At 72.2% G+C, this 26,644-nt stretch carries 30 protein-coding genes and 1 pseudogene; 18 read left to right on the top strand and 13 right to left on the bottom strand.

Features of this window, described 5'->3' with window-relative positions; translation table 11 throughout:
• Positions 1-2: 2 nt before the first annotated feature.
• Genes disA through ACNAYW_RS08320 form a run of 3 tightly spaced genes read right to left on the bottom strand, consistent with a single transcriptional unit; the run spans position 3 to position 3,101 of the window.
• A complete protein-coding gene (gene disA, locus ACNAYW_RS08330; protein ID WP_415849234.1) occupies positions 3-1,076 on the bottom strand; it encodes a DNA integrity scanning diadenylate cyclase DisA in 1,074 nt (357 codons plus the stop codon).
• A gap of 9 nt (positions 1,077-1,085) precedes the next feature.
• Positions 1,086-2,489, bottom strand: coding sequence for a DNA repair protein RadA (gene radA, locus ACNAYW_RS08325; protein WP_415849233.1), 1,404 nt, complete (start codon positions 2,487-2,489; stop codon positions 1,086-1,088).
• A gap of 21 nt (positions 2,490-2,510) precedes the next feature.
• On the bottom strand, positions 2,511-3,101 hold the full coding sequence (locus ACNAYW_RS08320) for a hypothetical protein (RefSeq protein ID WP_415849232.1): 591 nt from the start codon (positions 3,099-3,101) through the stop codon (positions 2,511-2,513).
• A gap of 282 nt (positions 3,102-3,383) precedes the next feature.
• Here ACNAYW_RS08320 and ACNAYW_RS08315 point away from each other — a divergent pair, with 282 nt between their 5' ends.
• From ACNAYW_RS08315 to ispF, 3 genes are read left to right on the top strand one after another with little or no spacing between them, the layout of a single operon-like run.
• On the top strand, positions 3,384-3,872 hold the full coding sequence (locus ACNAYW_RS08315; RefSeq protein WP_068523712.1) for a CarD family transcriptional regulator: 489 nt from the start codon (positions 3,384-3,386) through the stop codon (positions 3,870-3,872).
• Positions 3,869-4,531 (top strand): 2-C-methyl-D-erythritol 4-phosphate cytidylyltransferase, encoded by a 663-nt coding sequence (gene ispD / locus ACNAYW_RS08310; RefSeq protein WP_415849274.1) that lies wholly within the window; start codon positions 3,869-3,871, stop codon positions 4,529-4,531. Before ACNAYW_RS08315 ends, ispD begins: the two co-directional genes overlap by 4 nt.
• The gene (gene ispF, locus ACNAYW_RS08305; protein WP_415849231.1) at positions 4,528-5,001 is read left to right on the top strand and encodes a 2-C-methyl-D-erythritol 2,4-cyclodiphosphate synthase; all 474 of its coding nucleotides are present in this window, start codon (positions 4,528-4,530) and stop codon (positions 4,999-5,001) included. Before ispD ends, ispF begins: the two co-directional genes overlap by 4 nt.
• Before the next feature lie 180 nt (positions 5,002-5,181).
• Here ispF and rarD read toward each other — a convergent pair whose 3' ends face one another.
• Positions 5,182-6,105: an EamA family transporter RarD gene (rarD, locus tag ACNAYW_RS08300; protein ID WP_415849230.1), complete on the bottom strand. Its 924-nt coding sequence runs from the start codon at positions 6,103-6,105 to the stop codon at positions 5,182-5,184.
• Between the two features lie 85 nt (positions 6,106-6,190).
• On the opposite strand from rarD, the gene cysS reads away from it, so the two are divergent.
• From cysS to ACNAYW_RS08285, 3 genes are read left to right on the top strand one after another with little or no spacing between them, the layout of a single operon-like run.
• A complete protein-coding gene (cysS, locus tag ACNAYW_RS08295) occupies positions 6,191-7,585 on the top strand; it encodes a cysteine--tRNA ligase (RefSeq protein ID WP_415849229.1) in 1,395 nt (464 codons plus the stop codon).
• 11 nt (positions 7,586-7,596) lie between these two features.
• Positions 7,597-8,562: a 23S rRNA (guanosine(2251)-2'-O)-methyltransferase RlmB gene (rlmB, locus tag ACNAYW_RS08290; protein WP_415849228.1), complete on the top strand. Its 966-nt coding sequence runs from the start codon at positions 7,597-7,599 to the stop codon at positions 8,560-8,562.
• A 25-nt stretch (positions 8,563-8,587) separates the two neighbouring features.
• Positions 8,588-9,199, top strand: a complete 612-nt coding sequence (locus ACNAYW_RS08285; protein WP_415849227.1) for a TetR/AcrR family transcriptional regulator — start codon at positions 8,588-8,590, stop codon at positions 9,197-9,199.
• Here ACNAYW_RS08285 and ACNAYW_RS08280 read toward each other — a convergent pair.
• From ACNAYW_RS08280 to ACNAYW_RS08255, 6 genes are all read right to left on the bottom strand, one after another.
• Positions 9,196-9,969, bottom strand: coding sequence for a LamB/YcsF family protein (locus ACNAYW_RS08280; RefSeq protein WP_415849226.1), 774 nt, complete (start codon positions 9,967-9,969; stop codon positions 9,196-9,198). The two genes, ACNAYW_RS08285 and ACNAYW_RS08280, sit on opposite strands and share 4 nt — an antisense overlap.
• Positions 9,966-10,868 carry a metal ABC transporter permease gene (locus ACNAYW_RS08275; protein WP_415849225.1) on the bottom strand — a complete coding sequence of 301 codons (903 nt, stop codon included), beginning with the start codon at positions 10,866-10,868 and terminating at the stop codon, positions 9,966-9,968. The genes ACNAYW_RS08280 and ACNAYW_RS08275 overlap by 4 nt, the downstream gene beginning before the upstream one ends.
• Positions 10,868-11,623, bottom strand: coding sequence for a metal ABC transporter ATP-binding protein (locus tag ACNAYW_RS08270; protein WP_415849224.1), 756 nt, complete (start codon positions 11,621-11,623; stop codon positions 10,868-10,870). The genes ACNAYW_RS08275 and ACNAYW_RS08270 overlap by 1 nt, the downstream gene beginning before the upstream one ends.
• Entirely contained in the window at positions 11,620-12,516 is an 897-nt protein-coding gene (locus ACNAYW_RS08265; RefSeq protein ID WP_415849223.1) for a metal ABC transporter solute-binding protein, Zn/Mn family, read from the bottom strand. The genes ACNAYW_RS08270 and ACNAYW_RS08265 overlap by 4 nt, the downstream gene beginning before the upstream one ends.
• Before the next feature lie 90 nt (positions 12,517-12,606).
• The gene (locus ACNAYW_RS08260; protein WP_415849222.1) at positions 12,607-13,278 is read right to left on the bottom strand and encodes an SGNH/GDSL hydrolase family protein; all 672 of its coding nucleotides are present in this window, start codon (positions 13,276-13,278) and stop codon (positions 12,607-12,609) included.
• A 2-nt stretch (positions 13,279-13,280) separates the two neighbouring features.
• On the bottom strand, positions 13,281-13,691 hold the full coding sequence (locus ACNAYW_RS08255; protein WP_415849221.1) for a nuclear transport factor 2 family protein: 411 nt from the start codon (positions 13,689-13,691) through the stop codon (positions 13,281-13,283).
• A gap of 70 nt (positions 13,692-13,761) precedes the next feature.
• On the opposite strand from ACNAYW_RS08255, the gene ACNAYW_RS08250 reads away from it, so the two are divergent.
• The gene (locus tag ACNAYW_RS08250) at positions 13,762-14,319 is read left to right on the top strand and encodes a PadR family transcriptional regulator (protein ID WP_415849220.1); all 558 of its coding nucleotides are present in this window, start codon (positions 13,762-13,764) and stop codon (positions 14,317-14,319) included.
• A 77-nt stretch (positions 14,320-14,396) separates the two neighbouring features.
• Positions 14,397-15,191, top strand: a complete 795-nt coding sequence (locus ACNAYW_RS08245) for a hypothetical protein (RefSeq protein WP_415849219.1) — start codon at positions 14,397-14,399, stop codon at positions 15,189-15,191.
• A 16-nt stretch (positions 15,192-15,207) separates the two neighbouring features.
• Here ACNAYW_RS08245 and ACNAYW_RS08240 read toward each other — a convergent pair whose 3' ends face one another.
• On the bottom strand, positions 15,208-16,179 hold the full coding sequence (locus ACNAYW_RS08240) for a pirin family protein (protein ID WP_415849218.1): 972 nt from the start codon (positions 16,177-16,179) through the stop codon (positions 15,208-15,210).
• A gap of 352 nt (positions 16,180-16,531) precedes the next feature.
• On the opposite strand from ACNAYW_RS08240, the gene ACNAYW_RS08235 reads away from it, so the two are divergent.
• From ACNAYW_RS08235 to ACNAYW_RS08220, 4 genes are read left to right on the top strand one after another with little or no spacing between them, the layout of a single operon-like run.
• Positions 16,532-17,143: an SMI1/KNR4 family protein gene (locus ACNAYW_RS08235; protein ID WP_415849217.1), complete on the top strand. Its 612-nt coding sequence runs from the start codon at positions 16,532-16,534 to the stop codon at positions 17,141-17,143.
• A gap of 9 nt (positions 17,144-17,152) precedes the next feature.
• The gene (locus tag ACNAYW_RS08230; protein WP_415849216.1) at positions 17,153-18,019 is read left to right on the top strand and encodes an alpha/beta fold hydrolase; all 867 of its coding nucleotides are present in this window, start codon (positions 17,153-17,155) and stop codon (positions 18,017-18,019) included.
• Between the two features lie 24 nt (positions 18,020-18,043).
• The gene (mshA, locus tag ACNAYW_RS08225; RefSeq protein WP_415849215.1) at positions 18,044-19,357 is read left to right on the top strand and encodes a D-inositol-3-phosphate glycosyltransferase; all 1,314 of its coding nucleotides are present in this window, start codon (positions 18,044-18,046) and stop codon (positions 19,355-19,357) included.
• The gene (locus ACNAYW_RS08220) at positions 19,354-19,899 is read left to right on the top strand and encodes a type III secretion system chaperone family protein (RefSeq protein WP_415849214.1); all 546 of its coding nucleotides are present in this window, start codon (positions 19,354-19,356) and stop codon (positions 19,897-19,899) included. The genes mshA and ACNAYW_RS08220 overlap by 4 nt, the downstream gene beginning before the upstream one ends.
• Here the strand turns inward: ACNAYW_RS08220 and ACNAYW_RS08215 are convergent.
• On the bottom strand, positions 19,814-21,316 hold the full coding sequence (locus tag ACNAYW_RS08215) for an MFS transporter (RefSeq protein ID WP_415849213.1): 1,503 nt from the start codon (positions 21,314-21,316) through the stop codon (positions 19,814-19,816). The two genes, ACNAYW_RS08220 and ACNAYW_RS08215, sit on opposite strands and share 86 nt — an antisense overlap.
• 96 nt (positions 21,317-21,412) lie before the next feature.
• On the opposite strand from ACNAYW_RS08215, the gene ACNAYW_RS08210 reads away from it, so the two are divergent.
• Genes ACNAYW_RS08210 through nagB form a run of 3 tightly spaced genes read left to right on the top strand, consistent with a single transcriptional unit; the run spans position 21,413 to position 23,321 of the window.
• Positions 21,413-21,979, top strand: coding sequence for a hypothetical protein (locus ACNAYW_RS08210; RefSeq protein ID WP_415849212.1), 567 nt, complete (start codon positions 21,413-21,415; stop codon positions 21,977-21,979).
• Positions 21,976-22,488, top strand: coding sequence for a hypothetical protein (locus tag ACNAYW_RS08205; protein WP_415849211.1), 513 nt, complete (start codon positions 21,976-21,978; stop codon positions 22,486-22,488). Before ACNAYW_RS08210 ends, ACNAYW_RS08205 begins: the two co-directional genes overlap by 4 nt.
• A gap of 53 nt (positions 22,489-22,541) precedes the next feature.
• On the top strand, positions 22,542-23,321 hold the full coding sequence (nagB, locus tag ACNAYW_RS08200) for a glucosamine-6-phosphate deaminase (protein WP_415849210.1): 780 nt from the start codon (positions 22,542-22,544) through the stop codon (positions 23,319-23,321).
• On the opposite strand, the gene ACNAYW_RS08195 is transcribed toward nagB, so the two are convergent.
• A complete protein-coding gene (locus ACNAYW_RS08195; RefSeq protein WP_415849209.1) occupies positions 23,318-23,995 on the bottom strand; it encodes a TetR/AcrR family transcriptional regulator in 678 nt (225 codons plus the stop codon). The two genes, nagB and ACNAYW_RS08195, sit on opposite strands and share 4 nt — an antisense overlap.
• Before the next feature lie 88 nt (positions 23,996-24,083).
• On the opposite strand from ACNAYW_RS08195, the gene ACNAYW_RS08190 reads away from it, so the two are divergent.
• The 3 genes and pseudogenes from ACNAYW_RS08190 to ACNAYW_RS08180 all read left to right on the top strand — a co-directional run.
• On the top strand, positions 24,084-25,439 hold the full coding sequence (locus ACNAYW_RS08190; protein WP_415849208.1) for an MFS transporter: 1,356 nt from the start codon (positions 24,084-24,086) through the stop codon (positions 25,437-25,439).
• A 9-nt stretch (positions 25,440-25,448) separates the two neighbouring features.
• A pseudogene (locus ACNAYW_RS08185) lies at positions 25,449-25,995 on the top strand (YbfB/YjiJ family MFS transporter); the annotation flags it as partial.
• A gap of 1 nt (position 25,996) precedes the next feature.
• On the top strand, positions 25,997-26,618 hold a 622-nt coding region (locus tag ACNAYW_RS08180), incomplete at its 5' end, for a YbfB/YjiJ family MFS transporter (RefSeq protein ID WP_415849207.1).
• Positions 26,619-26,644: the final 26 nt, after the last annotated feature.

Genomic DNA, 26,644 nt, shown 5'->3' with positions numbered 1-26,644 from the left:
GCTCAGAAGCGCTCGACGGAGGCCTCGGCGAGGCGCGAGAGGCCCTCGCGGGCCTGGCGGGCACCGTCGGACCCGATGCCGGGCACGGCCTGCAGATCCGCGGCGGAGGCGGCGAGCAACGTCTGCAGCGACCCGAACGTGCCGACCAGCGCCTCGACCTGCCCGGCGCGGAGGCGCGGGATCGAGCCGAGGAGCCGGTGGCCCCGGGGCGAGACGGGCTCGTCCTGCGCTTCGACCGTTCCCGAGAAGCCCAGGGCCGCAGCGATGGTGGTGGCGGCCAGCAGGTCGGCGTCGGTGAGGGCGTCGATGCGGGCCACGGCGGCGTCCACGGTGTCGCCGTCGCCGAGGTAGTCGCGCAGCACCGGCTCGCGCAGCGAGATCGACTCGCCCAAAAGGTCTTCCAGCTGCAGCGCGATCTGCCGGCCCGACGTGCCGAGCTCCAGCACGTGCTGCTCGATCTCGACGGCCAAGCGCCGCACCAGTTCCAGTCGCTGCACGACGTGCGCCACCTCGCGGACCGTGACCACGTCCTCGATCTCGGCACGGGAGAGCTGGGAGAGCACCTCGTCGAGCCGGTGCGCGTAGCGCTCCAGCGTCGCGATCGCGAGGTTGGCGCGGGAGAGGATCGGCGCCGCGTCGTCGACCAGGTGGCGCGCCCCGCCGACGTAGGCGTGCACGATCGACATCGACGCGCTCACCGAGATCACCGGGTAGCCGGTCTGGATCGCGGCGCGCTCCGCCGACCGGTGCCGCGTGCCCGACTCCTGGGTGGGGATCGCGGGATCGGGCACGAGCTGCACGTTCGCCCGCACGATCCGCGAGCCGTCGGTGGAGAGCACCACGGCGCCGTCCATCTTGGCCAGCTCCCGCAGGCGGGTGGGCGCGAACTCGACGTCCAGGTGGAAGCCGCCGTCGCAGATGCCCTCGACCGCGTCGTCGTGGCCGAGCACGATGAGCGCGCCGGTACGGCCGCGGAGGATCCGCTCGATCCCGTCGCGCAGGGGCGTGCCCGGAGCCACCCGGATCACCGTGTCGCGCAGCGGCGCGTTCCCGACGAACGCGGCTTCGAGGTTCATAGCGGTAGGTTAGCGCTCCTTCTTGCCCGTGGGAGCGAGGGAGCCCAGACGCAGGGCGTCGGCCAGGGTGGCCGCCTCGCCGATGTGGATCCCGTCGACCTTCAGCTTCTGCCCGTCGGGCGAGGGCGGCACGATGGCGTGGGTGAAGCCGAGCCGCGCGGCCTCCGCGAGCCGGCGCTCGAGCCCCGTCACCCGGCGCACCTCCCCGGCCAGACCCACCTCGCCCAGCACCACGGTGTTCGGGCGCAGCGCCTTCTCGACCGCGCCGGACGCGACGGCCAGCGCCAGCGCCAGATCGGCCGCGGGCTCGGTGATCTTCATGCCGCCGACGGTCGCCGCGTAGACGTCCTTCTGCGGCAGGTTCTCGATGCCGCCGTGCTTGGTCAGCACGGCCAGGATCATCGCCACCCGGGCCGAGTCGAGGCCCGAGACCGCGCGCCGCGGGGACGGCAGGGGGGTGGGCGTCACGAGCGCCTGCAGCTCGCCCAGCATGGGGCGCTTGCCGTCGAGGCCGACGGTGACGGCGGTCCCGGCGGCGGCCTGGTCGCGGTGGTGCAGGAACAGGCCCGACGGGTCCGTGACCTCGACGATCCCGGACTCGCGCTGCTCGAAGCAGCCCACCTCGTCGGAGGCGCCGAAGCGGTTCTTGATGCCCCGCACCATGCGCAGCGTGGAGTGCTTGTCGCCCTCGAAGCTGAGCACGACGTCCACGAGGTGCTCCAGCGACCGGGGGCCGGCCACCGCACCGTCCTTCGTGACGTGGCCGACGAGGATCACCGCGATGCCGGAGGCCTTCGCCAGCGAGGTGAGGGTGGCCGTGATCGCGCGCACCTGGGTGACGCCGCCGTGCACGCCGTCGACGCCGGAGGCGGAGAGGGTCTGGACCGAGTCGACCACCATGAGCGTGGGGGAGATCTGCTCGACGTGGCCGAGCACCGTCCCCAGATCGGATTCCGCTGCGAGATAGAGCCGGTCGTCGAGCGCGCCGGTGCGCTCGGCCCGCAGCCGCACCTGGCCGGCGGACTCCTCGCCCGTGACGTACAGCGACGTGCCGCGGCCCGTCGTGGCCCAGCGGTGCACGACCTCGAGCAGCAGCGTCGACTTGCCGACGCCGGGCTCGCCGGCCAGCAGGATCACCGAGCCGGGGACGATGCCGCCGCCGAGCACCCGGTCGAGTTCGCCGATCCCGACGGGCAGCGCGCGCGTCGAGTTCGGGTCGATCCGGGTGATCGGGACCGCACGCGTCTTCGGGAGCGTCAGGCCGACGTTCGCGGCCGGGCCGGAGCCCGCCGCGCGGACGGGAACGCCCTCCTCCATCGTGGACCAGGCGCCGCACGACGGGCAGCGACCGACCCACTTGGCCACGGTGTGGCCGCACTCGGTGCAGGTGTACTGCACCTTGGCTTTCGCCATGTCGCTCTCGGGGGTGGAGGCCTAGTGGCCGCCGGTGCCCTCGCCCGCACCGTGCTCACCGGCCGTGGGGGTGATGCCCGCGACCGAGGCCGGGGCGGCGCCCGCGTCGATCGGGACGTCGATCGGCAGCGAGCCCGCCTTCTCGAGGTGGAACCAGAGCTTGTTGGTCAGACCCGGGCGCCAGGTGGCGTCGACGGGGACCGTGACCGTGAGGCGCGTGATGCCGGCGGCCTTGGTGTCGCTGCCCGCGGGCGCGCTGCCGTACAGCGAGCCGTTGGCGGCGAGCGTGGTGTCACCGCTGACGGTGGCGAAGCGGCCCTTCTCGTCCGAGATGCCCTTGAGCTTGTCGGCCTGGTGCGGGTTCAGGTTCGTCAGCACGAAGGCGAGCTTGCCCTGGCTGCCCGCCACGGGGTACAGGACGTGCACGTCGCTGAGGGTGATCTTCTGGTCCACGAAGGTCTGGTTGGCGCCGTTGATCGCGGCCACCTGGTTCGCGGTCTGCGAGATCTGGCCCGCGCCGCAGGCGGACACCGAGAGCAGGGCGCCGGCGGCGAGCAGGGCGCCCGCGACGGTGGTGGCGGTGCGGCGGGTCGAGACGGTGCGTGCGGACACGGTTCCTCCAGTTTCCTCCCCGTGCGCGGCGACACCCGCGTGCGGACGGTGCTGAGTATGTCACCACGCAGCGTAGTAGAAGGCGGGTCGGCCCGTGCCGCCGGGCGGCAACTACGGCTCGACTACTACGCACGGTCGTGCGCGCCGCCGGTCGCCGGAACCTGCGGAGAACATCCAGGACTGTGTTTGTCAAGCCCGGGAGGAGTCCTGACCTGCGACGTTGCCTCGCAGCCCGAATTCGCCCCGTGTTATCCTGGTCATATCGAAAGGGGCAAGGATCAGATGATTTTCAAGGTCGGAGACACCGTTGTCTACCCCCATCACGGTGCCGCACTGATCGAAGCTATCGAGATCAAGACCATCGGTGGACGTGAGCGCGAGTATCTCGTGCTCAAGGTCGCACAGGGTGATCTGACGGTCAAGGTTCCCGCTGAGAACGCCGAGGTCGTGGGCGTTCGTGACGTGGTCGGCCAGGAGGGCCTGGACAAGGTCTTCCAGGTGCTGCGCGCGCCGCACACCGAGGAGCCCACGAACTGGTCGCGCCGCTACAAGGCGAACCTCGAGAAGCTCGCGTCGGGCGATGTGAACAAGGTGGCGGAGGTCGTCCGCGACCTGTGGCGCCGCGAGCAGGATCGCGGCCTGTCGGCCGGCGAGAAGCGCATGCTGACGAAGGCGCGCCAGATCCTCGTGGGTGAGCTCGCGCTCGCCGAGGCGACCGACGACGGCAACGCCGAGTCCCGCCTCGACGAGGCGCTGGCGGCGGCCTCCTGACCGTCGTCGCGCTGGTCCCCGCCGCTGGGCAGGGGACGCGCCTGGGCCTGAACCGGCCCAAGGCCTTCGTGACTCTGCAGGGCCGTTCACTGCTCGAAAGGGCGGTGGACGGCCTCTTCGCGTCCGGGGCGGTCGACGAGGTCGTCGTCATGGTCCCCGCCGACCTGGTCGACGGTGCCCGTGCCCTCGTGCCGCGCGCCCGCGTCGTCGTGGGCGGGGCCGAACGCACCGATTCCGTCCGGGCCGGCCTCGCCGCCGCGGGCGACGCCGAGTTGGTGCTGGTGCACGACGCGGCCCGTCCGCTGACGCCCGGCCCGGTGATCGAGCGGGTCGTCGCCGCGCTGCGCGCGGGGGCGACGGCCGTCATTCCCGTGCTGCCCGTCGCCGACACCGTCAAGCGCGTGGGCGCGGACGGTGCCGTCGAGGCCACCGTCGACCGCGCCGACCTGCGGGCCGTGCAGACGCCCCAGGGCTTCACCGCCGCCGCGCTGCGCGCGGCCTACGACGCCGCGCCCGGCGAGCTCGCCACCGACGACGCCGGACTCGTCGAGCGGGCCGGCGGCGCCGTCGTCACCGTCGCGGGCGACCCGCTCGCGATGAAGATCACCACCGCCTTCGACCTGCGGGTCGCGGAAATCCTTGCGCAGGAGCAGAGATGATGATTCCCCGCGTCGGCATCGGCACGGACGTCCACCCGTTCGAGCCGGGCCGGGAGTGCTGGATGCTCGGGCTCCTCTTCGACGGTGACGGCTGCTCCGGCCACTCCGACGGCGACGTCGCCGTGCACGCGCTGTGCGACGCGCTGCTCTCCGCGGGCCGCCTGGGCGACCTGGGCACGGTCTTCGGCGTCGGGCGCTCCGACAACGTGGGCATCACGGGCGCGCAGATGCTGACCCACGTGCGGGCGCTGCTGTCCGAGGCCGGGTTCGCCGTCGGCAACGCCGCCGTGCAGCTGATCGGCAACCGGCCCAAGGTCGGGCCGCGACGCGACGAGGCGCAGCGGGTGCTGAGCGATCTGCTCGGGGCCCCGGTCTCCGTCTCCGCCACCACGACCGACGGCCTCGGCCTCACCGGCCGCGGCGAGGGCGTCGCCGCCATGGCGACGGCATTGGTCTACGCGGCGGGCTGAACCGCGCCGGCGTGGGGCGCGGCTCCGTCGGGGCGGGCAGTGTGTCGATCTGGTAGGTCATGCGGTGCACGTATGGCTCGAACAACTGCTGATCAGAGCTGTCTTCGCCGTGACCTGCCATGCGCGGCACGCATGGCTTCGCGAAGCAACGCACTCCGCTTCGGGAGTGCAGCCGCGGAGCTACGCGACGAGGCGGCCGGCCTGCGCGCGACGCAGCGTCACCACGGTGTCGGCCGTGAGCAGGATCAGCGCGATCCAGACGATGCCGAAGCCGATCCAGCGCTCGGGGGAGACGTGTTCGCCCAGGAAGAGCACCGCGCACAGCAGCTGCATGATCGGCGTCGCGAACTGGATCAGCCCGACGGTCACGAGCGGGATCCGGCGCGCGGCCGCGGCGAAGAGCAGTAGCGGCACCGCGGTGGCGAGGCCCGCGAAGGCGAGCAGCGCGGCATGGCCGGCGCCGTGTCGGGCGAAGTCGAGCCCGCCGCCCCACGTCGCGATGCCCACGAGCACCGCCGCGGCGATCGGCGCGAGGATCGCGGTCTCCAGCGTCAGGCCCTGCAGCGCGTTCAGGTGCACGCCGACCTTGTTCTTCACGAGCCCGTACAGGCCGAACGAGAAGGCCAGCGCCAGCGCCGTCACGGGGAAGGTGCCGGCCACCACCGCGAGGTAGACGAACGCCAGGACGCCGATGCCGACCGCCACCCACTGCAGCGGCCGCAGTCGCTCGCGCAGCACCACGACGCCGAGCGCGACCGTGACCAATGGATTGAGGAAGTAGCCGAGCGCCGCGTCCGACGTGTGTCCCGACGTGACCGCGATGATGTAGACGATCCAGTTCGTCGAGATGAGCAGCGCGGCGATCGTCACCCCGGCGAGCAGCCGCGGCTGCCGCAGCACCGGCCGGATCCAGCGGAGGTCGCGCAGGATCACCAGCGCGGCGCCGCACAGCACCAGCGTCCACAGGATGCGATGGGCGAGGATCTCCCACGGACCGGTGGGCTTCAGGGCGTCGAAGTACAGGGGGAACAGGCCCCAGAGCAGGTACGCGGCGACGCCCATGGCGGTGCCGCGGGTCACCTCGGAGACGTCGCGTTCGGCCACCGAATGATCCTACCTTTAGGGAGGCGCACCGTCGAAGCCCCTGACCTGCGAGGTGCGCGCGCCGCGACCCGTAGAATCAGTCGGCGTGACGCTGCGCCTTTACGACTCCCTGACCCGCGAGGTCCGTGACTTCGTGCCCCTCATCGAGGGCAAGGCGGGCATCTACCTCTGCGGCGCGACGGTCCAGGGCGTTCCGCACATCGGCCACATCCGCAGCGGCGTGGCCTTCGACGTGCTGCGCCGCTGGCTGCTCGCCAAGGGCCTCGACGTGGCCTTCGTGCGCAACGTGACCGACATCGACGACAAGATCCTGCGCAAGGCCGCCGAGGCGGGGCGTCCCTGGTGGGAGTGGGCGGCGACGCACGAGCGCGAGTTCACGAACGCCTACGACGCGCTGGGCGTGCTGCCCCCGTCGGCGGAACCGCGCGCCACGGGGTTCATCACCCAGATGGTCACCTACATGGAGCGGATGATCGAGCGCGGCCACGCCTACGCGTCCGAGGGCGACGTCTACTTCAGCGTGCGCTCGCTGCCGAGCTACGGCGAGCTCTCCCGCCAGAAGGTCGACGACGTGCACCAGGGCGAGTCCGTCGCGACGGGCAAGCGCGACCCGTTGGACTTCACCATGTGGAAGGCCGCGAAGCCGGGCGAGCCCAGCTGGCCGTCCCCGTGGGGCGACGGCCGCCCCGGCTGGCACCTGGAGTGCTCCGCGATGTCGACGAGCTACCTCGGCGGGCAGTTCGACATCCACTGCGGCGGCATCGATCTGATCTTCCCGCACCACGAGAACGAGATCGCGCAGGCGCACGGCGCGGGCGACGCGTTCGCGAACTACTGGCTGCACAACGGCTGGGTCACCATGTCCGGCGAGAAGATGAGCAAGTCGCTCGGCAACGTGGTGTCCATCCCGAACCTGCTCACGCAGTACCGCGCCGTCGAGCTGCGCTATTACCTCGGATCGGCGCACTACCGGTCCATGCAGGAGTTCTCCCCGGGCGCGCTGGACGAGGCGGTCACGGCGTACGGCCGGATCGAGGCTTTCGTGCGGCGCACCGTCGAACGGGCCGGCGAGGTTCCGGTCGGCGAGTGGACCGACGGTTTCGCGGCCGCGCTCGACGACGATCTGGGCGTACCGTCGGCGTTGGCGGAGGTCCACGGCTGCGTGCGGGCGGGGAACGCGGCGCTGGAGTCGGGCGATCTCGAGGAGGCGCGGCGGCTCGCGGGCGCGGTGCGGGCCATGACCGCGATCCTCGGCGTCGATCCGCTGGACCCGCACTGGGTCACGGAGAACGCCGGCGACGGCCACGCCATGGACGCCCTGGGCGTGCTGGTGCAGGCGGAGCTCGAGCGGCGTGCGGCCGCCCGGGCGGAGAAGAACTGGGCGGAGGCCGACGCGTCGCGCGATCGGCTGCACGCCGCGGGCATCGAGGTGACCGACGGTGCCGAAGGCTCGGCCTGGACCCTGAAGACGAACAAGTAGGAGACGCACTGATGGCAGGCAACTCGCAGCGCCGCGGCGCGGTCCGCAAGGCGGGCACCAAGAAGGGGCAGGTCCAGGGCTCCGGCGGCGTCCGCCGCCGCGGGCTCGAGGGGCGCGGCGCGACGCCGGCCGCCAAGGACCGCCCGTACCACCCCGCGCACAAGAAGGCGCGCGCCGCGGCGAAGGCCGCCACCACGCCGCAGCGCCGGCCGAAGGTCGCCGGCCGCGCCGCCGACGACGGCCCCGAGTACGTGCTCGGCCGCAACCCCGTGGTCGAGTGCCTCCGTGCGGGCGTCCCGGCGACGGCGCTGTACGTCGCGATCGGCTCGCAGAACGACGAGCGGCTCACCGAGTCGGTGCAGATCGCGGCCGATACGGGCATCGCGATCCTCGAGGTGCAGCGCGGCGAGCTGGACCGGATGAGCGACAACGGCCTGCACCAGGGCATCGCCCTGCAGATCCCGCCGTACAGCTACGCCCACCCGGACGATCTGCTCGCCCGGGCGCAGGACCGCGGCGAGGCGCCGCTCATCGTCGCGCTCGACAACATCACCGACCCCCGCAACCTCGGCGCGGTGATCCGGTCGACGGCCGCGTTCGGCGGGCACGGCGTGGTCATCCCGGGTCGACGGTCCGCCGCGGTCACCGCCGTCACCTGGCGCACCTCCGCGGGCGCCGCAGCGCGGCTGCCCGTCGCGCAGGCGCCGAACCTCAACCGCGCGCTGGCCGACTACGCAGCCGCCGGCCTGCAGGTCGTCGGCCTCGACGCGGGCGGCGACGTCGACCTGGACGACTACCGGGCCGACACCGGCGTCGTCGTGGTCGTCGGCTCGGAGGGCAAGGGCCTCTCGCGGCTCGTGCGGGAGAACTGCGACTCGATCCTGTCGATCCCGATCGCGTCGTCGGTGGAGTCGCTCAACGCCTCCGTCGCCGCGGGCGTCGTCCTGGCCGAGTTCGCGCGACAGCGCCGTCAGTAAAGTTCATCTGCGTTAGCCTGAACAGGTGACGTCACTGGAGGAGCGCCAGGAGGGTCGTCGTCGACAGATGCTCGACGCCGGCATCGCGCTCCTCGGCGGCCCCGAGGCCGGCGGCCTCGGGGTCCGCGCCGTGTGCCGCTCGACGGGCATCACCGAGCGGTACTTCTACGAGGCGTTCGGCACCCGGGACGGCTTCGCGCACGCCGTCTACGACGACATCGCCCACCGCACCCAGGAGGTGCTGGAGCGGAGCGTCCGGCAGGCCTACGCGGCGGCCGCGGCCGAGGACACGCCGGTCACGGCCACTGCGGTGGCGGAGGCCGCCGTCTCCGGGTTCGTCGAGTTCGTGGTCGACCGGCCGGACGTCGGGCGGATCCTCTTCCTCGCGCCCCATCGGGAGCCCGCGCTCGCGGAACAGGGACTGGTCAGCATGCCCGCGTTCTTCGACGTGGTCGCCGCCGCCCTGCCGAGCACCGTCGACGCGACCACCCGCCTGCTCGTCGCCATGGGGCTCGTGGGAGCGCTGACCACGTTGTTCACCGAGTTCATCGCCGGCCGGCTGGACGTGAGCCGGGAGCGGCTCGTCGAGCACTGCGTGCGCCTGATCGCCACCGCCTCGGACCGGTTCGTCGACTAGCCGGACGCGCCGCCGCCCGGGAACCGCGCGACGGTCACGCCGGCGCCGTCGAGCACGGTGCGCAGGCGTCGCGCGACGGCGACCGCCGACGGGTTGTCGCCGTGCACGCACACGGAGTCGGGCGTGAGGTCCACCTCGCTGCCGTCGATCGCCTCGACCGTGCCGTCGCCGACCATGCGCAGCACGCGCGCGGCGATCTCGTCCGGATCGTGCAGCACCGAGCCCTCCCGGGACCGGGGGACGAGGGCACCGTCGGGCAGGTAGGCCCGGTCGGCGAAGGCCTCGCGCACCACCGCGAGCCCGCGTTCGGCGGCGATCCGGAGGAAGGCGGAGTCGGGGAGGCCGAGGACCGGCAGGCCCGGCGCGGCGGCGAGCACGCCCTCCACCACGGCCGCGGCCTGCGCCTCGTCGGCGACGATCCGGTTGTACAGCGCGCCGTGCGGTTTCACGTAGTCGACGGTGCCGCCGACGCTCCGCGCGATCGCCTGCAGCGCGCCGACCTGGTAGATCACGTCGGCGGTGAGGTCGGCGGCCGGGACGTCCATGGACCGGCGGCCGAAGCCGCGCAGGTCCGCGTACCCCACCTGGGCGCCGATCGCGACTCCCTTCGCCACTGCCGCCGCGCACGTCTCCCGCAGGGTGGTCGGATCGCCGGCGTGGAAGCCGCACGCCACGTTGGCCGAGGTCACCACGTCGAGCAGCGCGGCGTCGTCGCCGAGGCGCCAGGCGCCGTAGGACTCGCCGCAGTCGGCGTTGAGGTCGATTCTCACGGCCTCGACGGTAGCGCGTGCCGGCAGTCGTGGGCGGCGGTGTCGACAGGTGCGACGGTGCCGCGGCGGCCGCGCTGCCCGAGCAGGCGGCAGACCATGTAGATGAGGAACGAGATCGACGTGACGAAGACGGAGACCGGCAGCGCGGGCGCCAGCGACAGGACGATGCCGCCGACCGCCGAGACCAGCGCGAAGATCAGCGACAGCACCGTCGCCCTGCCGGGCGAACTGGTGACCCGTGCGGCCGCGGCCGCGGGGGTGATGAGCAGGCTCATTACCAGCAGCGCGCCGACGATCTGCACGCCCTGCGCCGCGGCGGCGCCCACGAGCATCGCGAAGACGACCGAGAGCGTCTTCACCGGCACGCCGTGCGCTGCGGCCACATCGGGGTCGGTCGAGAGGAACAGCAGCGGCCGGTAGATGAACGCGAGGATCAGCAGCACCACGACGGTGGTGATCGCCATGAGCGTCACACCGCTGAGTCCGACGGCCACGATCTGCCCGGTGAGCAGCGCGAACGCGGTACCCTGTCGGCCCTCGTGCAGCGCCAGGAACAGCACCGAGAGGCCGAGGCCGAAGGCCATGATGACGCCGATCACCGAGTCCCGCTCGCGGGCGTAGACGCCGAGCAGGCCGAAGAGCAGGCCCGCGACCAGCGCGCCCAGCAGCGCGCCGGAGCCCACGCTCCACCCCATGAGCAGGGCGAAGGCGGCGCCGGTCAGCGACAGCTCGGAGGTGCCGTGCACGCTGAAGGCCATCTGCCGCGAGACGATGAGCGGCCCCATCACGCCGGCCAGCACGCCGAGCAGCGCCGCGGCGAGCAGCGCCTGCTGCACGAAGGGCTGCTGCAGCAGCTCCCAGGTGAGGGAGAAGTTCGTCAGGTTCTCGAGCCGGTCCATCAGTGCTCCCCTCCCACCACGACGAGCCGGTCGCGCACGTGCAGCACGTCGACGGGGGTGCGGTACAGGGCGCTCAGCCGCTCGGAGGTCATCACCTCGGCGGTCGGCCCCACCTCGAACCGCCCGTCCACCAGGTAGAGGACGCGGTCGCAGTAGGGGAGGACCGGGTTGATCTCGTGCGTCACGAAGAGCACGGCGGTGTCGTGCTCGCGGCGGCGCCGCTCGATGAGCGAGACCGCGAGCTGCTGGTTGCCGGGGTCGAGCGAGAGCAGGGGCTCGTCGCAGAGCAGGATCGTCGGGTCCGAGGCGAGGGCCTGCGCGACCCGGAGCCGCTGCTGCTCGCCACCGGAGAGCGACCCGATCGGAGCGTCGGCGAAGGCCTCCGCGTCCACCTGCCGGAGGGCGGCGTCGACGGCCGACCGCCGCGCCGCGCGGTTCCGCAGGCCTAGGCCCCACGAGGCCCCGTCGAAGCCGAGGCCCACCAGGTCGCGCCCGCGCAGGGGCACGGCACCGTCGAGCGCGCGCTGCTGCGGGATGTAGCCGATCCGGCCGTGCACCTCGACCGTGCCGGTGGAGAGGTGGCTCTGACCGAGGAGGATGCGCAGTAGCGAGGTCTTGCCGGCGCCGTTGGGGCCGAGCACGGCCACGAACTCGCCGGGCGCGATGTCGAGATCCAGCCCGTCCCAGAGGATGCGGTCGGGGTACCGCAGCCCGGCGTCCCGCAGGCGGATCACCGGGTCCGACGGTGCGCTCACGGGCGCGGCGCGAGGGCGTCGGACAGGGCCTTGACGTTGCCGGCCTGCCACGCGGTGTAATCGTCGACGCCGGCGGGCAGCGACTCGGTGACCTTCACGACGGGCACCCCGGCGGTCTCGGCGGTCTTCGCCAGCGCCGCGGTCACGGGGCTCTCGGTCTGCGAGTTGAGCACCACGGCGCGCACCTGCTTGCCGCTGACCAGCGCGTTCGCGGCGGCGATGTCGGCGGGCGCCGGGTCGGTGCCGGACTCGATGGCGGCGGTGTAGTGGGCGGGCGCGACGTCCGTGAGCCCCGCGAGGGAGAGCAGGTAGCCGGCGACGGGCTCGGTCGCGGCGATGGTGGCGCCGGGGTTGGCGCGACCGAGCGCGCGGGCCTGTCCGATGACGGTGTCGAGCTTCGTGGAGAAGGCCGCGGCGCGGCTCTCGTAGCCCTCGCGGTGCGCGGCGTCCTTCTCGGCCAGGGCCTTCGCGACGGCGGTCGCGACCTTCTGCATGGTGGGCAGGTCGTAGAAGACGTGCTCGTTCTCGCTCTTCGGGTCCTGCAGCGAGACCGCGTCGACCTTCGCGGCGGCGGCGCCCTCCGCGGCCTGCTCCATGTAGGCGTCGTAATGACCGCCGTTGAAGACGAGCACCGCGGCCTTCTTCACCTTGAGGGTGTCCTGGGCGGAGGGCTCGAACTCGTGCGGATCGCCCGTCGGGTTGGCGAACAGCGCGGTCACCGACGCGTCGTCGCCCGCGACGGCCTTCGCGACCGCGCCGTAGACGTCGGTCGACGCCACGACGGCGGGCTTGCCGTCGCCCGCGTCCGAGGAGGCCGGCCCGCACGCACTGAGCGCGAGGGCCGTAGCGGCGACGGCGCCGGCGACCCGGATGAGACGAAGGCGGTTGCGCACGGCGGGGCTCCTGACGACAGCAATGGAAATCGTTGTCGTTTAGAGTAGCGGCGACGTCCTGCGGCTGTCGAATAGGTGGATGCGCATGTATCAGCGTGTTTCCGCGGCGGCGCACTGCTCCGCGAACGCCGCGTGCGCGAGCGCGGACGGGTGGAATCCGTCGGCGGCGAACATCCCGTCGGCGTCGGGGATCACGCACGGGACGTGAGTGACGCGGGAGCGGGTGCCGGCCAGGGCGCGGGCATCGGCGTCGAAGGCGCGCGCCCGGCGGTCGAGGGCCGCGCCGAGCTCGGCGGGGAGCGCGGGGAACGCGGTCAGCGGCGGGAGGCCCAGCAGCAGGATCCGCGCCCGCGGTGCGGCGGCGAGGGTCGCGTCGAGCGCGGCCGCCAACTCGTTGCGCCAGCGCTCGCGTCGGTGCAGGTTCTTCACGTCGTTCACGCCGAGCGAGATCAGCACCACATCGGGATCGCCCAGGCCGACGGTCTGGGCCGGCACGTCCCCCGCGGTGGCGCCCGAGCGGGCGCGCACCTCCCAGGTGGCGCGCCCGTCGCCGGCCAGCGCCGCGGCGAGCCGTCCGGTGACCGTGTCGCGGTGGTGCTCGACGCCGACCCCGTCGAGGACGCTGTCGCCGAGCGCGATCACGCGGACGGTCGGCGGACCGTCGGCGCGTCCGACGGTGCCGGATCGCCCGGCCGCCCCGGGCAGGCGCGGCGTGTCCCGTTTCACCCGCAGCGCCTGGCGGGTCAGCGTGAGCGCGTGCACCGTCAGGCCCCGGCGGCCTCGGCCTGCGCGGCGGCGGTGGCCTCCTCGGCGATGGCGCCGAACTGCGCGCCCATCGCCGCGGAGAGCGCCTGGGCGGCGGAGAGCGGGCGGACCATCACCATGAAGTCGTCGATCTTGCCGTCGCCGTTGACGTGGATGAAGTCGCAGCCGGTGATCGACTTCCCGTCGACGACGGCCTCGAAGACGAGCGCGTGGTCGTCGCCGTCGTTGATCTCGCGCACGTAGCGGAAGTCCTCGAAGACGCGCAGCACGCCGCGCAGGATCGCGGCGGTGATGTGCCTGCCCTCGTAGGGCTTGAAGGCGACCGGGCTGGTGAAGGTCACGTCGTCGGCGAGCAGGCCGTCGAAGGCGTCCCCGTCGCGGGCCTCGACGGCGGCACGGAACTCACGCATGGCTTCTCCTAGTAAATTTGTTGAGTAGGTACCAGCGAGTATAGGCAACTAATTGACTAGAATGGAAGGTATGGCGCTACGGCACGCGATCGAATCGACGCTCCTCGTGCTGGGGGAGGCCTCCGGCTACGACCTCTCCAAGGAGTTCGACGGTGCGCGCGCCAACTTCTGGGTCGCGACGCCGCAGCAGCTCTACCGCGAGCTCGAGCGCATGGAGTCCGACGGGGCGATCGTCGCGCGCACCGTCGAACAGGAGAAGCGGCCCACCAAGCGCGTCTTCCGCCTCACCGACGTCGGCTGCGCCGAACTCGCGGCGTTCACCGCGACGACACCGCGCGCGACGGCGATGCGGGACGAGCTGATGGTGCAGGTGCAGGCGGTGGAGGTGGGCGACCCGGCCGCGGTGTGCGAGTCCGTGCGTGCGCACCGGGAGACCTCCGCCGCCAAGTTGGACTACTACGAGCGGATCGAGCGCACCTGGCTGGGCGGGCGCACCCGCGACGAACTGCTCGCCGACCCGCATCTCGGCGGGCCCTACCTCACCCTCCTGCGCGGGCTCTCCTTCGAGCGGGAGAACGTCGACTGGTGCGATCTGGCCCTTCCGGTGCTGCGCGCCCGGATCGACTGAGGCGCGGCGGTTTTCCGTGCCGGACGCGCGACGTTGTGTCAGGATGACGACGGAACGCTTCTGGGGAGGGGCTCGTCATGAACGACAACGGATCACGCGCACGCATCATCGCAACGGCCGGAGGCGGGCTCGCGCTGTGCGCCCTCCTCGGGACCGCGGCCTGCGGCGGCGGTGGGACGACCGCCACGACGGAGACGGTCACGGCGACGCCGACCGCGGCGTCGGGGGCGGGTGCCCCGCCCACGACGGGCGGTTCCGGTGCTCCGGCCTCGGCGGCGATCGGCGAGGTGCCCGACAGCCCGGGCGCCGCGAAGGCGCTGCGGCCCTGGCTCGCCGACGTCACGGCGAAGAACCTCGACGCGCTCACGGCGAAGTGCTGGACGCAGCCGCCGAGCGTCATCGGCGAGATGTACGGCGACGCCGCGAGGATCACCGAGGCCGTCGTGAAGCCGGGTGCGCTGGGCCAGTTCGGCCCGACCTGGAAGAGTGCTACCACCACCGTGCAGCTGCGCCCGAGCGAGGTCGCCTCGTCCTACGGCTGCCCCGACGTCTACGCGGCGAACGGGACGATCCCGCTCGAGAAGGCGCGGTACGCGGTGGTGCGGTACCTGGGGCGGCAGTTCGGGAAGCCCGTCGACGCGGCCGACGTCGAGGCGGACTACCCGTTGCTGTGCCCGGTGCGCAGCGGCACCCCGGACCTCTCCGAGGCCACCGGGTTCGACGCGGGCCAGGTCGGAGCACCCCGCGTGGTGTCGTCGGTGACCTCGGTGACCGCCCAGGTCGCGACCCGCTCCGGCATCCGGAAGGCCGCCAACTTCACGCTGGACAAGGGGTCGAACGGCTACTGCATCCGGAACCTGACGATCCGCTGAGGTCCAGGGAGCGCGATCAGCGCACGACGTGCGGCATGAGGGCGTCGGGCGGGATCACACCGAACTTGCCGGCGTTGTAGTCCTCGAGCGCCTGGATCAGCTCGGCCTTGCTGTTCATCACGAACGGGCCGTACTGCGCGACGGGCTCGCGGATCGGGCGGCCGCCCAGGATCAGGACCTCCATCGCGGGCCGGTGCGAGTCCTGCGATTCGTCGGCGGCCACGGTGATGCGATCGCCCGGGCCGAGCTGCGCGAGCTGACCCTGGTGGATCGGGTGCCCCGTGGGCCCGACGGTGCCCTTGCCGCTCAGCACGTAGACCAGCGCGTTGAAGTCGCGGTTCCAGGGCAGGGAGGCCTCGGCACCGGGTGCGATGGTCGCGTGCACGAAGTTGATCGGTGTCCGGGTGGCGCCGGGGCCGGCGTGCCCGTCGACCTCGCCCGCGACGATGCGGATCAGCGCACCGCCGTCCGGGGTGGTCACGAGAGTGGTCTGCCCACCCTCGAGGTTCTGGTAGGCGGGGGTGGTGAACTTCTCCGCGGCGGGCAGGTTCACCCACAGCTGGATGCCGTGGAAGGTGCCGCCCGATTCGACCAGCTCGGCCGGCGGGGTCTCGATGTGCAGGATGCCGGAGCCGGCGGTCATCCACTGGGTGGCGCCGTCCTGGATGAGGCCGCCGCCGCCGTGGCTGTCCTGGTGCTGGAACAGGCCGTCGATCATGTAGGTCACGGTCTCGAAACCGCGGTGCGGGTGCCAGTTGGTGCCCTTGGGCTCGCCGGGCTCGTACTCGACCTCGCCCATCTGGTCCATGTGGACGAACGGGTCGAGGTCGCGCGGGTGGACGCCGGCGAAGGCGCGCACCACGGGGAAGCCCTCACCCTCGTGGCCGCGCGGGCCGGTGGTGATCTTCCGGACGGGGCGCTGCGTGTCCGACGGTGCGGCCGCGGCGATGCGCGGCAGGGTCAGGGTGTCTGCGGTGACGGCGGGCATGTCGTCCTCCTCGTGGGGTGGCTGGTGACGCTGACACTACCATCAACCGGACCGTGGTCCGATTAATTCCACGGGGTTGCGATCGCGGGGGCCGACGGTGCCGTCCTCGCCGGCTGGGAGGCCGGCATTCCGCGCGCTGTGTCGTCCTTCGAAATGCCACGACGATCCGCGCGCTCTCCGATTCTGTCCGCTCCGGACAGCGTGTCCATCCCGGGCAGAATCCGAGAGTCGTTCGCGCGTGGGGTGGTCAGTATTCGCCGTGTCGCCGAACATCGGTGACAGTTCGAATCGGCACATCGGCGATGGATCGCCGTTACTGTAGAGCGAGTTAAAGATCGCATAGAGGGGTGTCATGGTCGAGGCAGCGGTAGTCGAGGAATTGCGTGAACTCATCGAAGCGCTGGCGCGCGAGCGGGCCCGCGCAGCGGCGGTCAAGGGTGAATCGCTCGACATCCACCTCCACTTCTACGCAGACACGCCAGTCATCGCCAGCGCTGTGCCCTTCCCGCCGGCAACGGAGGCGGAGATCGCCGAGGCGGAAGCAGCGCTCGGGCGTGCCTATCCGCCGGAGTACCGCGCATTGCTCTCGATCGCGAACGGGTTTCCCGCGTACTTCATCGCCGATGTGCTTCTGGGGACGCACGGTGTGGGAACGCACTACTCCGAGTCCATCTACGGCGAGCACTACCCCGCATCGGCGTGGGGTTTCGCGCGTGAATACATCGATATGTGGTATTCCGAGGGCGGCGACAAGCCGGACCACAGCCCAGTCGACCCTTCCGAGTGCGTGCCGCTGGTTTACGGCACGGAGAACATGGGGACGGCCTACGTCGTCGCCACCGACGGTGCGGATTGGAAGGCGAACACCGTGGTGCACATCAGCTCCGGTGGCGACGTCCTCTTCCCGAGCATCCGTGACTACCTCAGATACGGCCTCGACGTATCGGGCACGCTCTACGACTAGGGTCGAGCCGTGACTCGATCAGTGGGCTTGGCCGTCTCGTACGACGGCACGGAGATCTTCTACACCGACTACCCGGCTGCCGGCCCGAACGCTAATGGCTCGGCGAAGCCGGCGTTCCTGCTGGTCCACGGCTGGTCGGCGAGCTCGGACTCGTGGGGCGCGCCGTTCATCGACGAGCTGACCGCCGCGGGACACCGCGTGGTCGCCGTGGACAACCGCGGCCACGGCCGCAGCTCGGTCCCGGACTCCGACCACCCGTACTCGACCGAGCGCTTCGCCGACGACCTCGCGGTGATCCGTCGCGACCTGGGCCTGACCGACGTGATCCCCGTCGGCTGGTCGTACGGCGGCCTGATCATCGCGGACCACCTCGCGACCCACGGCACGGACGGGGTCGCGGCGGTCGGCCTGATCGGCGCCATCACCTCCATCGGCGGCTCGAAGGAGACGGGGCCGTTCCCCGGCGGCGTCACCGGCGAGTCCATGAACGCCGCGCTCCCCGCCGCCCTGTCCGCGCACGCGGGCAAGGCCATCACCGCGCTCGCGAAGCTCCGGATGCTGCCGCACGGCTTCGACCAGGACGCGCTCGGTCCCGTCGCCCAGCAGCAGTTCGGCACCGCCCTCGCCACGCCCCCGGCCGTGCGCGGCGGTCTGTTCCGGCGCTCCGTCGACCACGACGCCGACCTCGCCGCCTGGACCTTCCCGGTCCTGGTGCAGCACGGCCGGGACGACGAGGTGGTGGCTCCGTCGACCGCGGAGCACCACGCGCGGATCCTGCCGAACGCGACGCTGTCCTGGTGGGACGGCGGCGGCCACGCGCCCTTCGTCGTGGACCCGGCGCGCAGCGCCCGCGAACTCCTCGCACTGGCGCGCTGATCGGCCGGGGTTAAGCTGGACGGCGTGCCTACTGGGAAGTCCGCGGCCTTCGTGCCGCGCCGGATCGCGGTGCTGTCGGTGCACACGTCGCCGCTGGCCCAGCCCGGTACGGGCGACGCGGGCGGGATGAACGTCTACATCTGGCAGACCTCGCTCGAGCTCGCGAAGCGCGGCATCGAGGTCGAGATCTTCACCCGCGCCACCGCCTCGTCGGACCAGCCGATCGTCGAGGCCGCGCCGGGCATCCGGGTGCGCAACATCGTCGCGGGGCCCTTCGAGGGCCTGGACAAGACGGACCTGCCGGCGCAGCTGTGCGCCTTCGCCGCGGGGGTGCAGCGCGCCGAGGCCCGCGAGGAACCCGGCTACTTCGACCTCATCCACTCGCACTACTGGCTCTCCGGCCAGGTCGGCTGGCTCGCGCGCGACCGCTGGGGCGTGCCGCTCGTGCACACCGCGCACACGCTCGCTGCGGTGAAGAACGACGCCCTCGCGGTCGGCGACACCGCCGAGCCGCAGGCCCGCCTCATCGGCGAGCAGCAGGTCTCCGACGAGGCCGACCGGCTCATCGTCAACACCGAGGTCGAGGCCGGCCAGCTGGCGCGGATCCACGACGTGCCGCCCGGCCGCATCGACGTCGTCCACCCCGGCGCCGACCTCGGCACCTACATCCCCGGCGACGGCGCCGCGGCCCGCGCCGAGCTCGGCATCGCGCCCGACGAGCTGGTGCTGACCTTCGTCGGGCGCATCCAGCCGCACAAGGCGCCCGACCTGCTGCTGCGCGCCGCCGCGCCGCTGATCCACGCGCATCCCGAGCGCCGCATCCGCGTGCTGGTGATCGGCGGTCCCTCGGGCACGGGGCTGGAGCGCCCCGACGCGCTCATCGCGCTGGCCCGCGAGCTCGGCATCGAGCACGCGGTCACCTTCGGCCCGCCGCGGCCGCCCGCGGGCCTCGCCGAGATCTACCGCGCGTCCGACGTGGTCGTCGTCCCCAGCTACTCCGAGTCCTTCGGTCTCGTCGCCGTCGAGGCGCAGGCGTGCGGCACCCCGGTGGTGGCCGCGCAGGTGGGCGGGCTCCCGGTCGCCGTCGCCGACGGGGTCTCGGGCCGCCTCGTCGACGGGCACGAACCGCCGGTGTGGACCGCCGTGCTCGACGAGCTCACCGCGGATCCCGCGCTGCGGCGGCGGCTCGCCGACGGTGCCGCCGCGCACGCCCGCCAGTTCTCCTGGGCGCGCACGGCCGAGGGGCTGCTGGACGGTTACGGACACGCGATCGAGGCGCGCACCGTCGCGGTGCAGACGGTGCGCCGGCGTCGCCGCAGGACGGGAGTGCGGATATGACGTTGACGCCGGAGCAGATCGAGGCGGCGCTCGACGATCGGGAGCTGGAGTACGTGCGCCGCGAGGCCTCGGGCAGCGACGTGGCGAACTTCGTCATCGAGCTGCCGGGTGTGAAGAAGCTCAAGACCACGACGCTGCTGACGCTGGGCGTGCACGGCGCGCGGGTGGAGGCCTTCGTCTGCCGGCACGTCGACGAGAACTTCGAGGGCGTGTACCGCTATCTGCTGCAACGCAACCGGCGGCTCTACGGCGTTTCCTACACCCTGGACAACGCGGGCGACATCTACCTCACCGGCCGGTTCGCCGAGGTGACCGAGGACGAGCTCGATCGCGTCCTCGGTCAGGTCCTCGAGGCCGCCGACGGCGACTTCAACACCCTGCTCGAGCTCGGCTTCTCCACCGCGATCCGCCGCGAGTACGAGTGGCGGACCGCTCGCGGCGAACCGCTGTGGAACCTCAAGCCGTTCGAGCACATGCTTCCGGGGTTTCCTCAATTCGAGCCGAATCCGTTGCCGGAGCGGAAGCCTCGGAAGAAGCAGTAGCGGAGCTCCGCGGGATCGCCAGCGCGACCGCGGCCGCGACGGCGGCGACGACGCCCGCGATGACGAAGGAGCTGGTGAACGCCGACTCGGCGGGCAGTTCGACCGCGCGCGGGGTGCCGGCACCCAGGGTGATCGTGGTGCGGGTGAGCACGGTCGCCATCACGGCGGAGGCGACCGCGGTGCCCATGGACCGCATGAGCGAGTTGAGGCCGTTCGCGGCCGCCGACTCGGTCTCCGGGACGTTGCCCATGATGAGGGCGGGCATCGCCGAATAGGCCACGCCCACACCGCCGAAGACGATCATCGAGCCGAGCGACATCTTCCACGTCGCGTCGGTGAGGCCGAGCAGCGCGAAGTAGCCGATCGCCGACATCGTGGCGCCGATCGCCAGCGTCAGGCGCGCGCCGATCCGCTTGGTGAGGAGGGCGGAGACGGGGGAGAGCGCCATCATCACGAGGCCGCCGGGCACCATCCACAGCCCGGCGTTGAGCATCGTCAGACCGAGGCCGTAGCCGGTGGCCTCGGGGATCTGCAGCAGCTGGGGCATCGTCAGCATGAGCGAGAACATCGCGAAACCGACCATGATGGAGGCGAGGTTGGTCAGCAGGATCGGGCGACGGGCCGAGATCCGCAGGTCCACCAGGGATTCGCGGGTGCGCAGCTCCCACCATCCCCAGGCGATCAGCACGGCCGTGCCACCGACGGCGCAGCCGATCGTGGCCGCCGAGGTCCAGCCCCAGCTCTGGCCCTTGGTGATCGAGAGCAGCACGGAGACCAGGCCCGCGCTCAGGCCGACGGTGCCGACCATGTCGAACTTCCCGGGGTTGAGGTTGGGCGATTCCGGGACCACCACGTACACCAGGCCGAGGGTGATGACGCCCAGGGCGAGCGAGAACCAGAACAGTGTGTGGTAGTCGAAGTGCTCGGAGATGTAGGCGCCGAACGGGATTCCGATCGCGCCGCCCACGCCGAGCATCGCCGACATGAGCGCGACGGCGCCGGGGATCTTCCGTGCGTGCAGTTCGTCGCGCATGAGCGAGATGCCCACGGGCACCAGGCCCATCGCGAAGCCCTGGAACGAGCGGCCCACGACGGTGAGCAGCAGGGTGTGCGAGAGCGCGCAGATCAGCGAGCCCGCGATGAGGCTCAGCAGGCTGGTCAGCAGGATGAGGCGTTTGCCGTACATGTCGCCGAGCCGGCCGGCGATGGGCATGGCGACCGACGAGGCGAGCAGCGTCGAGGTGATGACCCACGAGGCGTTGTCGGCGGAGGTGTTCAGCAGGTGCGGCAGCTGGCCGACGAGCGGCACCACCAGCGACTGCATGAGAGAGGCGAGGAGTCCGCCGAGGCACAGGACGGCGATGAGGATCCCGTCCGACGGGGCCCCGGCACGGGTCTTTCGGAGCATGTCTGTCATGCCGCCCGACGGTAGTTGCAGAATACAACTCAAGCAACCGGATGCGGCGAGCATCACCCCCGCCGGGGGCACTGTGACGTGCATTAATGTGGGGCCATGAACTACCCGAATCCGGGCTTTCCGCCCTCCGTGCCGCCGCCGCGACCGCCGCGCCCGCGGCCCGGTCGGGCGGGCATCTGGGTCGGCGTCGTGCTGCTCGTCCTCGCCGTCGTCGCCCCGCTCGTCCTCGTGCTCGCGGTGGTCGTCCCGGCCTGGGATCTCGATCGCCGCGCCGTGCCGGCCGATGGTCAGGCGCACGGCCTCGTTCTCCCCGCGCACGCCGAGTACGCGGTGTACTCGCAGAACTCCGCGGAGTGGAGCAGCCGCGACCCCGCGTGCCGGGCGACCGATGCGCAGGGGGCCACCGTCGAACTGCGTGCGCTCGCCGGCACCACGACGGTCGGCGGGTGGAAGGTGATGCGCCGCTTCGACACCGGCTCCGGCGCGGTGTGGTTCACGTGTGAATCGCCGGACGGGACGCTGCAGACCGTCGAAGTCGGCCGGGCGCCGCGGATCGGCCCGATGATCGGCGGGATCTTCGGCGCGCTCGGGCTCGCGGGCGCCCTCGGGCTCGCCGGCTTGGCGTTCCTCATCGTCACCGTCGTGCGGCGGTCCCGCCGGTGAGTCCGGGGGCGAAGCTGCGGGCCGGCGCGGCGCTGCTGCTCGCGGCGGTCGTGGTGCCGATCCTGCTGATCCTCACCCTCACGCTGCCGCAGTTCCGGCTCGACGCGCAGTCGGTCCCGCTCGACGGCGCGCCGCACGCCGTCGAGCTGCCCGCCGGCGCGGAGTACGCCGTCCTCGCGGCGACGCGGACCAAGGAGGGGGCACCGTCGTGCGTGCTGACCGGACCCGACGGTGCGCCGATCGCGCTGCGGGAGGTGTCCGGGGGTGTCACGGTGGAGAACCGGATGGTGCTGCGCGTCTTCGACACGGGCTCCGGTGCGGTCACGGCCACGTGCCCGCCGACGCCGGGCTACACGGAGGTCGTCCTCGGCAAACGGCCCGACATGCCGCGCCTGCTCGGCGGTGTGTTCGGCGCCTTCGGCTTCGCGCTGCTGGTCGGCGGTGCCGGTCTGGTGCTGCTCATCGGCGGCCTGCGCGGCCGCTCCCACGCCGCCGGAAGTTGGTTATGACCAGTTTCGCTGATCTGCGGGTATTCGACGCCACGGGCCTTTAGACTGGCCGCATGGAAATCGTGATCCGCCCGACCCCCGCCGACGTCGCCGTCACCGCCGCCGACATCGTGGCCGAGCACGTGCGCCGCGGCCCCGCCGTGCTGGGGCTCGCCACCGGTTCCACCCCGCTCGCCACGTATCAGGAGCTCATCCGCCGCCATCGCGACGAGGGGCTGAGCTTCGCGGACTGCGTCTCCTTCAACCTCGACGAGTACGTCGGGCTGCCGAAGGGGCACCCCGAGAGCTACCGCGAGGTGATCCGCAAGGAGTTCACCGCGCACGTCGACATCCCCGACGCCAAGGTCGAGGGCCCGGACGGCACCGCCGCCGACATCGCCGCCGAGGCCACGCGCTACGAGGACGCGATCCGGGCCGCGGGCGGCGTCGACGTGCAGCTGCTGGGCATCGGCACCGACGGGCACATCGGCTTCAACGAGCCCGTCTCGTCGCTGGCCTCGCGCACCCGCATCAAGACGCTCACCACGCAGACCCGGGAGGACAACGCCCGCTTCTTCGCCTCGATCGACGAGGTGCCGATCCACGTGCTCACGCAGGGCCTCGGCACCATCTCCGAGGCGGAGCACCTGCTGCTGCTCGCCACCGGCGAGGGCAAGGCCGAGGCGATCGCCGCCACCGTCGAGGGGCCCGTCGCCGCGATCAACCCGGCGTCGGTGCTCCAGTTCCATCCGCACGTCACGGTGGTGATCGACGAGGCCGCCGCGTCGCAGCTGCGGCTGCGGGACTACTACGTGCACGTGCTCGCCAACAAGCCGGCGAACCAGCCCTTCTAGGGCTTTCCGGGGCCGCCCGGGCCGTCCGGGCCGAACAGGCCCGTCATCAGCGCCGCGAGGCTCGCGGCGAAGTCGCCGACGGTGGCGGGCTGCGCGTCGAGTTCCGCGCTCGCGCGGAGGTTCGGCACGGAGTCCCGCGGCAGCGTCCCGACGATCTCGTCCATGCGCTCGTGGGTCAGCGGCGTCCCCTCCGTGCGCTGCCGCAGGTGGGAGAGCACGCTGCCCAGGGTAAGGCTCCACAGCGCGCGGTAGGCCGCGAGCGCGGTCGCGCGGTCGCCGGTGAGCTCGTACGCCGCTCCCATCACGGCGTCCGTCAACAGTAGGGCGCCCCTGCCGATCCGCTGCGGCCGGATGAGCGCCTCCGGCACCCACGGGTGCGCCGTGAGCGCCTCGTAGAGCGTGGTCATCGCCGTCCGGATGCAGGCGCGCGGCTCCTCGGGGAAGTCGATCGCCGCGAAGGGCTCCGCGATCGCGTCGAGCGCCAGCGCGAGCAGATTCTCCTTGTCGTCCACGTGCCGGTACAGGGCCATGGTGGTCACGCCCAGGTCGCCGGCGAGCTCCTTCATGGTGAGCCCGTCGGCGCCCACCTCGTCGAGCCGCACGAGAGCCCGCTCGACGATCCGTTCCCGCGTGATGCTCGGCGGGCGGCCGCGGCGCGGCGTGATCTGGCGCATGCCCACCATTGTGACGGAGGGGTCTTGTGGACGCTCATGGCTAAGGCTACCCTCGCTAGTTATGTTACTCGATACACAAAAAACTCCGGTGCGGGCAGCGCTGCTGCTCGCCGGGCTCTCCCAGTTCCTCGTCGCCTTCGACGCCTCCGTCACCAATGTCGCTCTCCGGGCGATCCGTGACGATCTGCACTTCAGCCCGCAGGGGCTGTCGTGGGTGGTCAACGCGTACGCGATCGTGTTCGGCGGGTTGCTCCTCCTGGCCGGCCGGCTCTCCGACCGGTTCGGCCCGCGGGCGTTGCTGCGCTTCGGTTTCGCGTTGTTCACCGTCGCCTCGCTCGCCGCCTACCTGTGCCACGAGCCCTGGCAGGTGATCGCGGTGCGGGTGCTGCAGGGCGTCGGCGCCGCCGCGATCGCGCCCGCCGCGATCACCTCGATCGCCCTCACCTTCCGGGAGCCGGCGCAGCGCGCGAAGGGCTTCGCCGCCATCGCCATCGGCGCCTCGGTCGGCGGCGCTGTCGGCGTGGTGCTCTCCGGCGTGCTCACCGACGCGTTCGGCTGGCGCACCGTCATCGCCTGCGGCGCAGTGGTGTCCGCGCTCGGACTCGCCTTCTCCTACGCGGCTCCAGGGCCGGTGGCGGGGGCGGACCGTCGGACCGACTGGGCGGGCGGTGTGCTCGCGACCGCGGGCCTGACCGTGCTCGCGTACGGGATCGTCGCCGCCACCGAGAACGGCTGGGGCAGCGCGCGCACGTTGGGCTGGTTCGTCGTGGCCGCGGTGCTGCTCGCGGCCTTCGTCGCGGTCGAGCGGCGAACGACGGTGCCGCTGGTCGACTTCCGCGTGCTCGGCCGGCGCGACGTGCTGGTGCCCTGCCTGGTGTTCGCGTTCGTGGTCGCGGGGCAGTTCGGCGCGTTCTACTTCGTCTCCCTGTATCTGCAGCTGGGCCTGGGCTATTCGGCGACGAAGACCGGGCTGATGTTCCTGCCCTTCTCCTTCGGCATCGTGGTCGCGGTGCAGATCGCGACGCGGCTCGTGCCGCGGATCGGCGCCCGTCGCGTGGTCGCGATCGGCACGGCCCTCGCCACCGTCGGCTTTCTGCTGTTCGCCCCGCTCCCCGCGGACGGCGGCTTCCTCACCGCAGTCCTGATCCCGTCGCTGGTGACGTCGGTGGGCATCGGCATGGTCTTCCTGCCGCTGCCGGCCGTCGCGACCGCCGCGGTGGCACCCTCTGCGGCGGGCATGGTCTCGGGCGTGCTCAACACCTTCCGTCAGGTGGGCGGCGCGCTCGGCCTCGCGATCCTGGTCACGGTCTCGGCCGCGCTGAACGACGGTGCCGCCGTCCTCCCGGGCTACCGCGGCGCGCTGCTCGTGAGTGCCGGCCTCGTGGCGGCGGCCTTCGCGATCGCGCTGCTCCTGCCCGCGAAGCAGGAATCGGCCGCTCGTTAGAATCGCGTAGTGAATACGCGGCAGCTCGGCTTCGGTGCCCTGGCCGGCCTCGCGGCCGCGATGGGCCTCGGCCGGTTCGTCTACACGCCGATCCTCCCGCTCATGCAGGAGCAGACGGGGATCTCGCCGGGCTCCACCGCGGTGGTCGCCACGTTCAACTACCTCGGCTACTTCCTCGGCGCGCTGGCGCTGGCGATCCAGCCGCGCCTGGCCCGCAGCACGGTGTTGCTGCGGGCCTCGCTGCTCGCACTGGTCGCCAGCGAGATCGCGATGGTGCTGGCCGTGAACGTGCCGCTGTGGTCGGGGGTGCGCCTGATCGCGGGACTCGCGAGCGCGGTCGTCTTCGTCTACTGCGCCGGGGCGGTCGCGGGCACCGCGGCGGCCGGGGTCGCCTTCTGCGGCGTGGGCGTGGGGATCGCGGTGTCGGGGGTGCTCGTCGTCGGGCTGGGCGAGGTCGTCGGCTGGCGCACGCTCTGGTGGGTGGCCGCCCTGGCGACGGCCGCGTTCGGGGTGTTCGCGTGGCGGCTCCCGCCCGGCGGGGCCGTCCCCGTCGTCCNGCCCGACGGTGCGCCGCCCCGGCCCGACGGTGCCGTCCCGGCCCGGCCCGACGGTGCCGCGCCGCCCCGACCCGGCGTCGCGGGCTGGGCGCTGGGGATCAGCTACTTCCTCGAGGGCCTCGGCTACATCGTGCTCGGCACCTTCCTCGTCGCCGCGGTCGCGGTCGGTGGGCGGCCCTGGGAGGGGCCGACGACGTGGGTGATCGTCGGGCTGGCGGCCGCCGTCTCGCCGCTGATCTGGGCGCGGCTGCGCCGGTACCGCTCCGCCGAATCGCTGCTGGTGATCGCGCTGCTGCTGCAGGTGGTCTCGGCGGCCCTGCCCGCGCTGGTCCGCGGGCCCGCGGCCGCGGCGGTCTCGGCCGTCCTGTTCGGCGGCACTTTCATCGGCGCGGTGATGCTCTCGATGGAGGCGGGCGCGCGGATCGGCATCCCGCGCTCGGCCGCGGTGCTCACCGCGGGGTACGGCGTCGGCCAGATCTTGGGCCCGCTCGTCGTCGCGCCGATGCTCGGCGACGGCTACGACGCGGCCTTCCTCACCGCCGGCGGCGTGCTCGTCGCCGCGGCCGCCCTGGCGGCGGTCGCCCGCTGGACCGCGCCCGATCGGATGCCCGCCGGCTCTTGACTATTTTCCAGAATGGGAAATAATTG

Source organism: Tsukamurella ocularis (genome assembly GCF_965138335.1).
Classification (GTDB): domain Bacteria; phylum Actinomycetota; class Actinomycetes; order Mycobacteriales; family Mycobacteriaceae; genus Tsukamurella; species Tsukamurella ocularis_A.
The sequence above is the reverse complement of the archived record's forward strand: the minus strand, read 5'-3'. Positions and strand labels throughout refer to the sequence as shown.

Bases quoted from the DNA above. Each gene is read 5' to 3' on its own strand.
- disA (WP_415849234.1), bottom strand. From the start codon at position 1,076: ATGAACCTCGAAGCCGCGTTCGTCGGGAACGCGCCGCTGCGCGACACG.
- radA (WP_415849233.1), bottom strand. From the start codon at position 2,489: ATGGCGAAAGCCAAGGTGCAGTACACCTGCACCGAGTGCGGCCACACC.
- ACNAYW_RS08315 (WP_068523712.1), top strand. From the start codon at position 3,384: ATGATTTTCAAGGTCGGAGACACCGTTGTCTACCCCCATCACGGTGCC.
- ispF (WP_415849231.1), top strand. From the start codon at position 4,528: ATGATGATTCCCCGCGTCGGCATCGGCACGGACGTCCACCCGTTCGAG.
- rlmB (WP_415849228.1), top strand. From the start codon at position 7,597: ATGGCAGGCAACTCGCAGCGCCGCGGCGCGGTCCGCAAGGCGGGCACC.
- ACNAYW_RS08275 (WP_415849225.1), bottom strand. From the start codon at position 10,868: ATGGACCGGCTCGAGAACCTGACGAACTTCTCCCTCACCTGGGAGCTG.
- ACNAYW_RS08255 (WP_415849221.1), bottom strand. From the start codon at position 13,691: ATGCGTGAGTTCCGTGCCGCCGTCGAGGCCCGCGACGGGGACGCCTTC.
- ACNAYW_RS08250 (WP_415849220.1), top strand. From the start codon at position 13,762: ATGGCGCTACGGCACGCGATCGAATCGACGCTCCTCGTGCTGGGGGAG.
- ACNAYW_RS08245 (WP_415849219.1), top strand. From the start codon at position 14,397: ATGAACGACAACGGATCACGCGCACGCATCATCGCAACGGCCGGAGGC.
- ACNAYW_RS08240 (WP_415849218.1), bottom strand. From the start codon at position 16,179: ATGCCCGCCGTCACCGCAGACACCCTGACCCTGCCGCGCATCGCCGCG.
- ACNAYW_RS08235 (WP_415849217.1), top strand. From the start codon at position 16,532: ATGGTCGAGGCAGCGGTAGTCGAGGAATTGCGTGAACTCATCGAAGCG.
- ACNAYW_RS08220 (WP_415849214.1), top strand. From the start codon at position 19,354: ATGACGTTGACGCCGGAGCAGATCGAGGCGGCGCTCGACGATCGGGAG.
- ACNAYW_RS08215 (WP_415849213.1), bottom strand. From the start codon at position 21,316: ATGACAGACATGCTCCGAAAGACCCGTGCCGGGGCCCCGTCGGACGGG.
- ACNAYW_RS08210 (WP_415849212.1), top strand. From the start codon at position 21,413: ATGAACTACCCGAATCCGGGCTTTCCGCCCTCCGTGCCGCCGCCGCGA.
- nagB (WP_415849210.1), top strand. From the start codon at position 22,542: ATGGAAATCGTGATCCGCCCGACCCCCGCCGACGTCGCCGTCACCGCC.
- ACNAYW_RS08195 (WP_415849209.1), bottom strand. From the start codon at position 23,995: ATGCGCCAGATCACGCCGCGCCGCGGCCGCCCGCCGAGCATCACGCGG.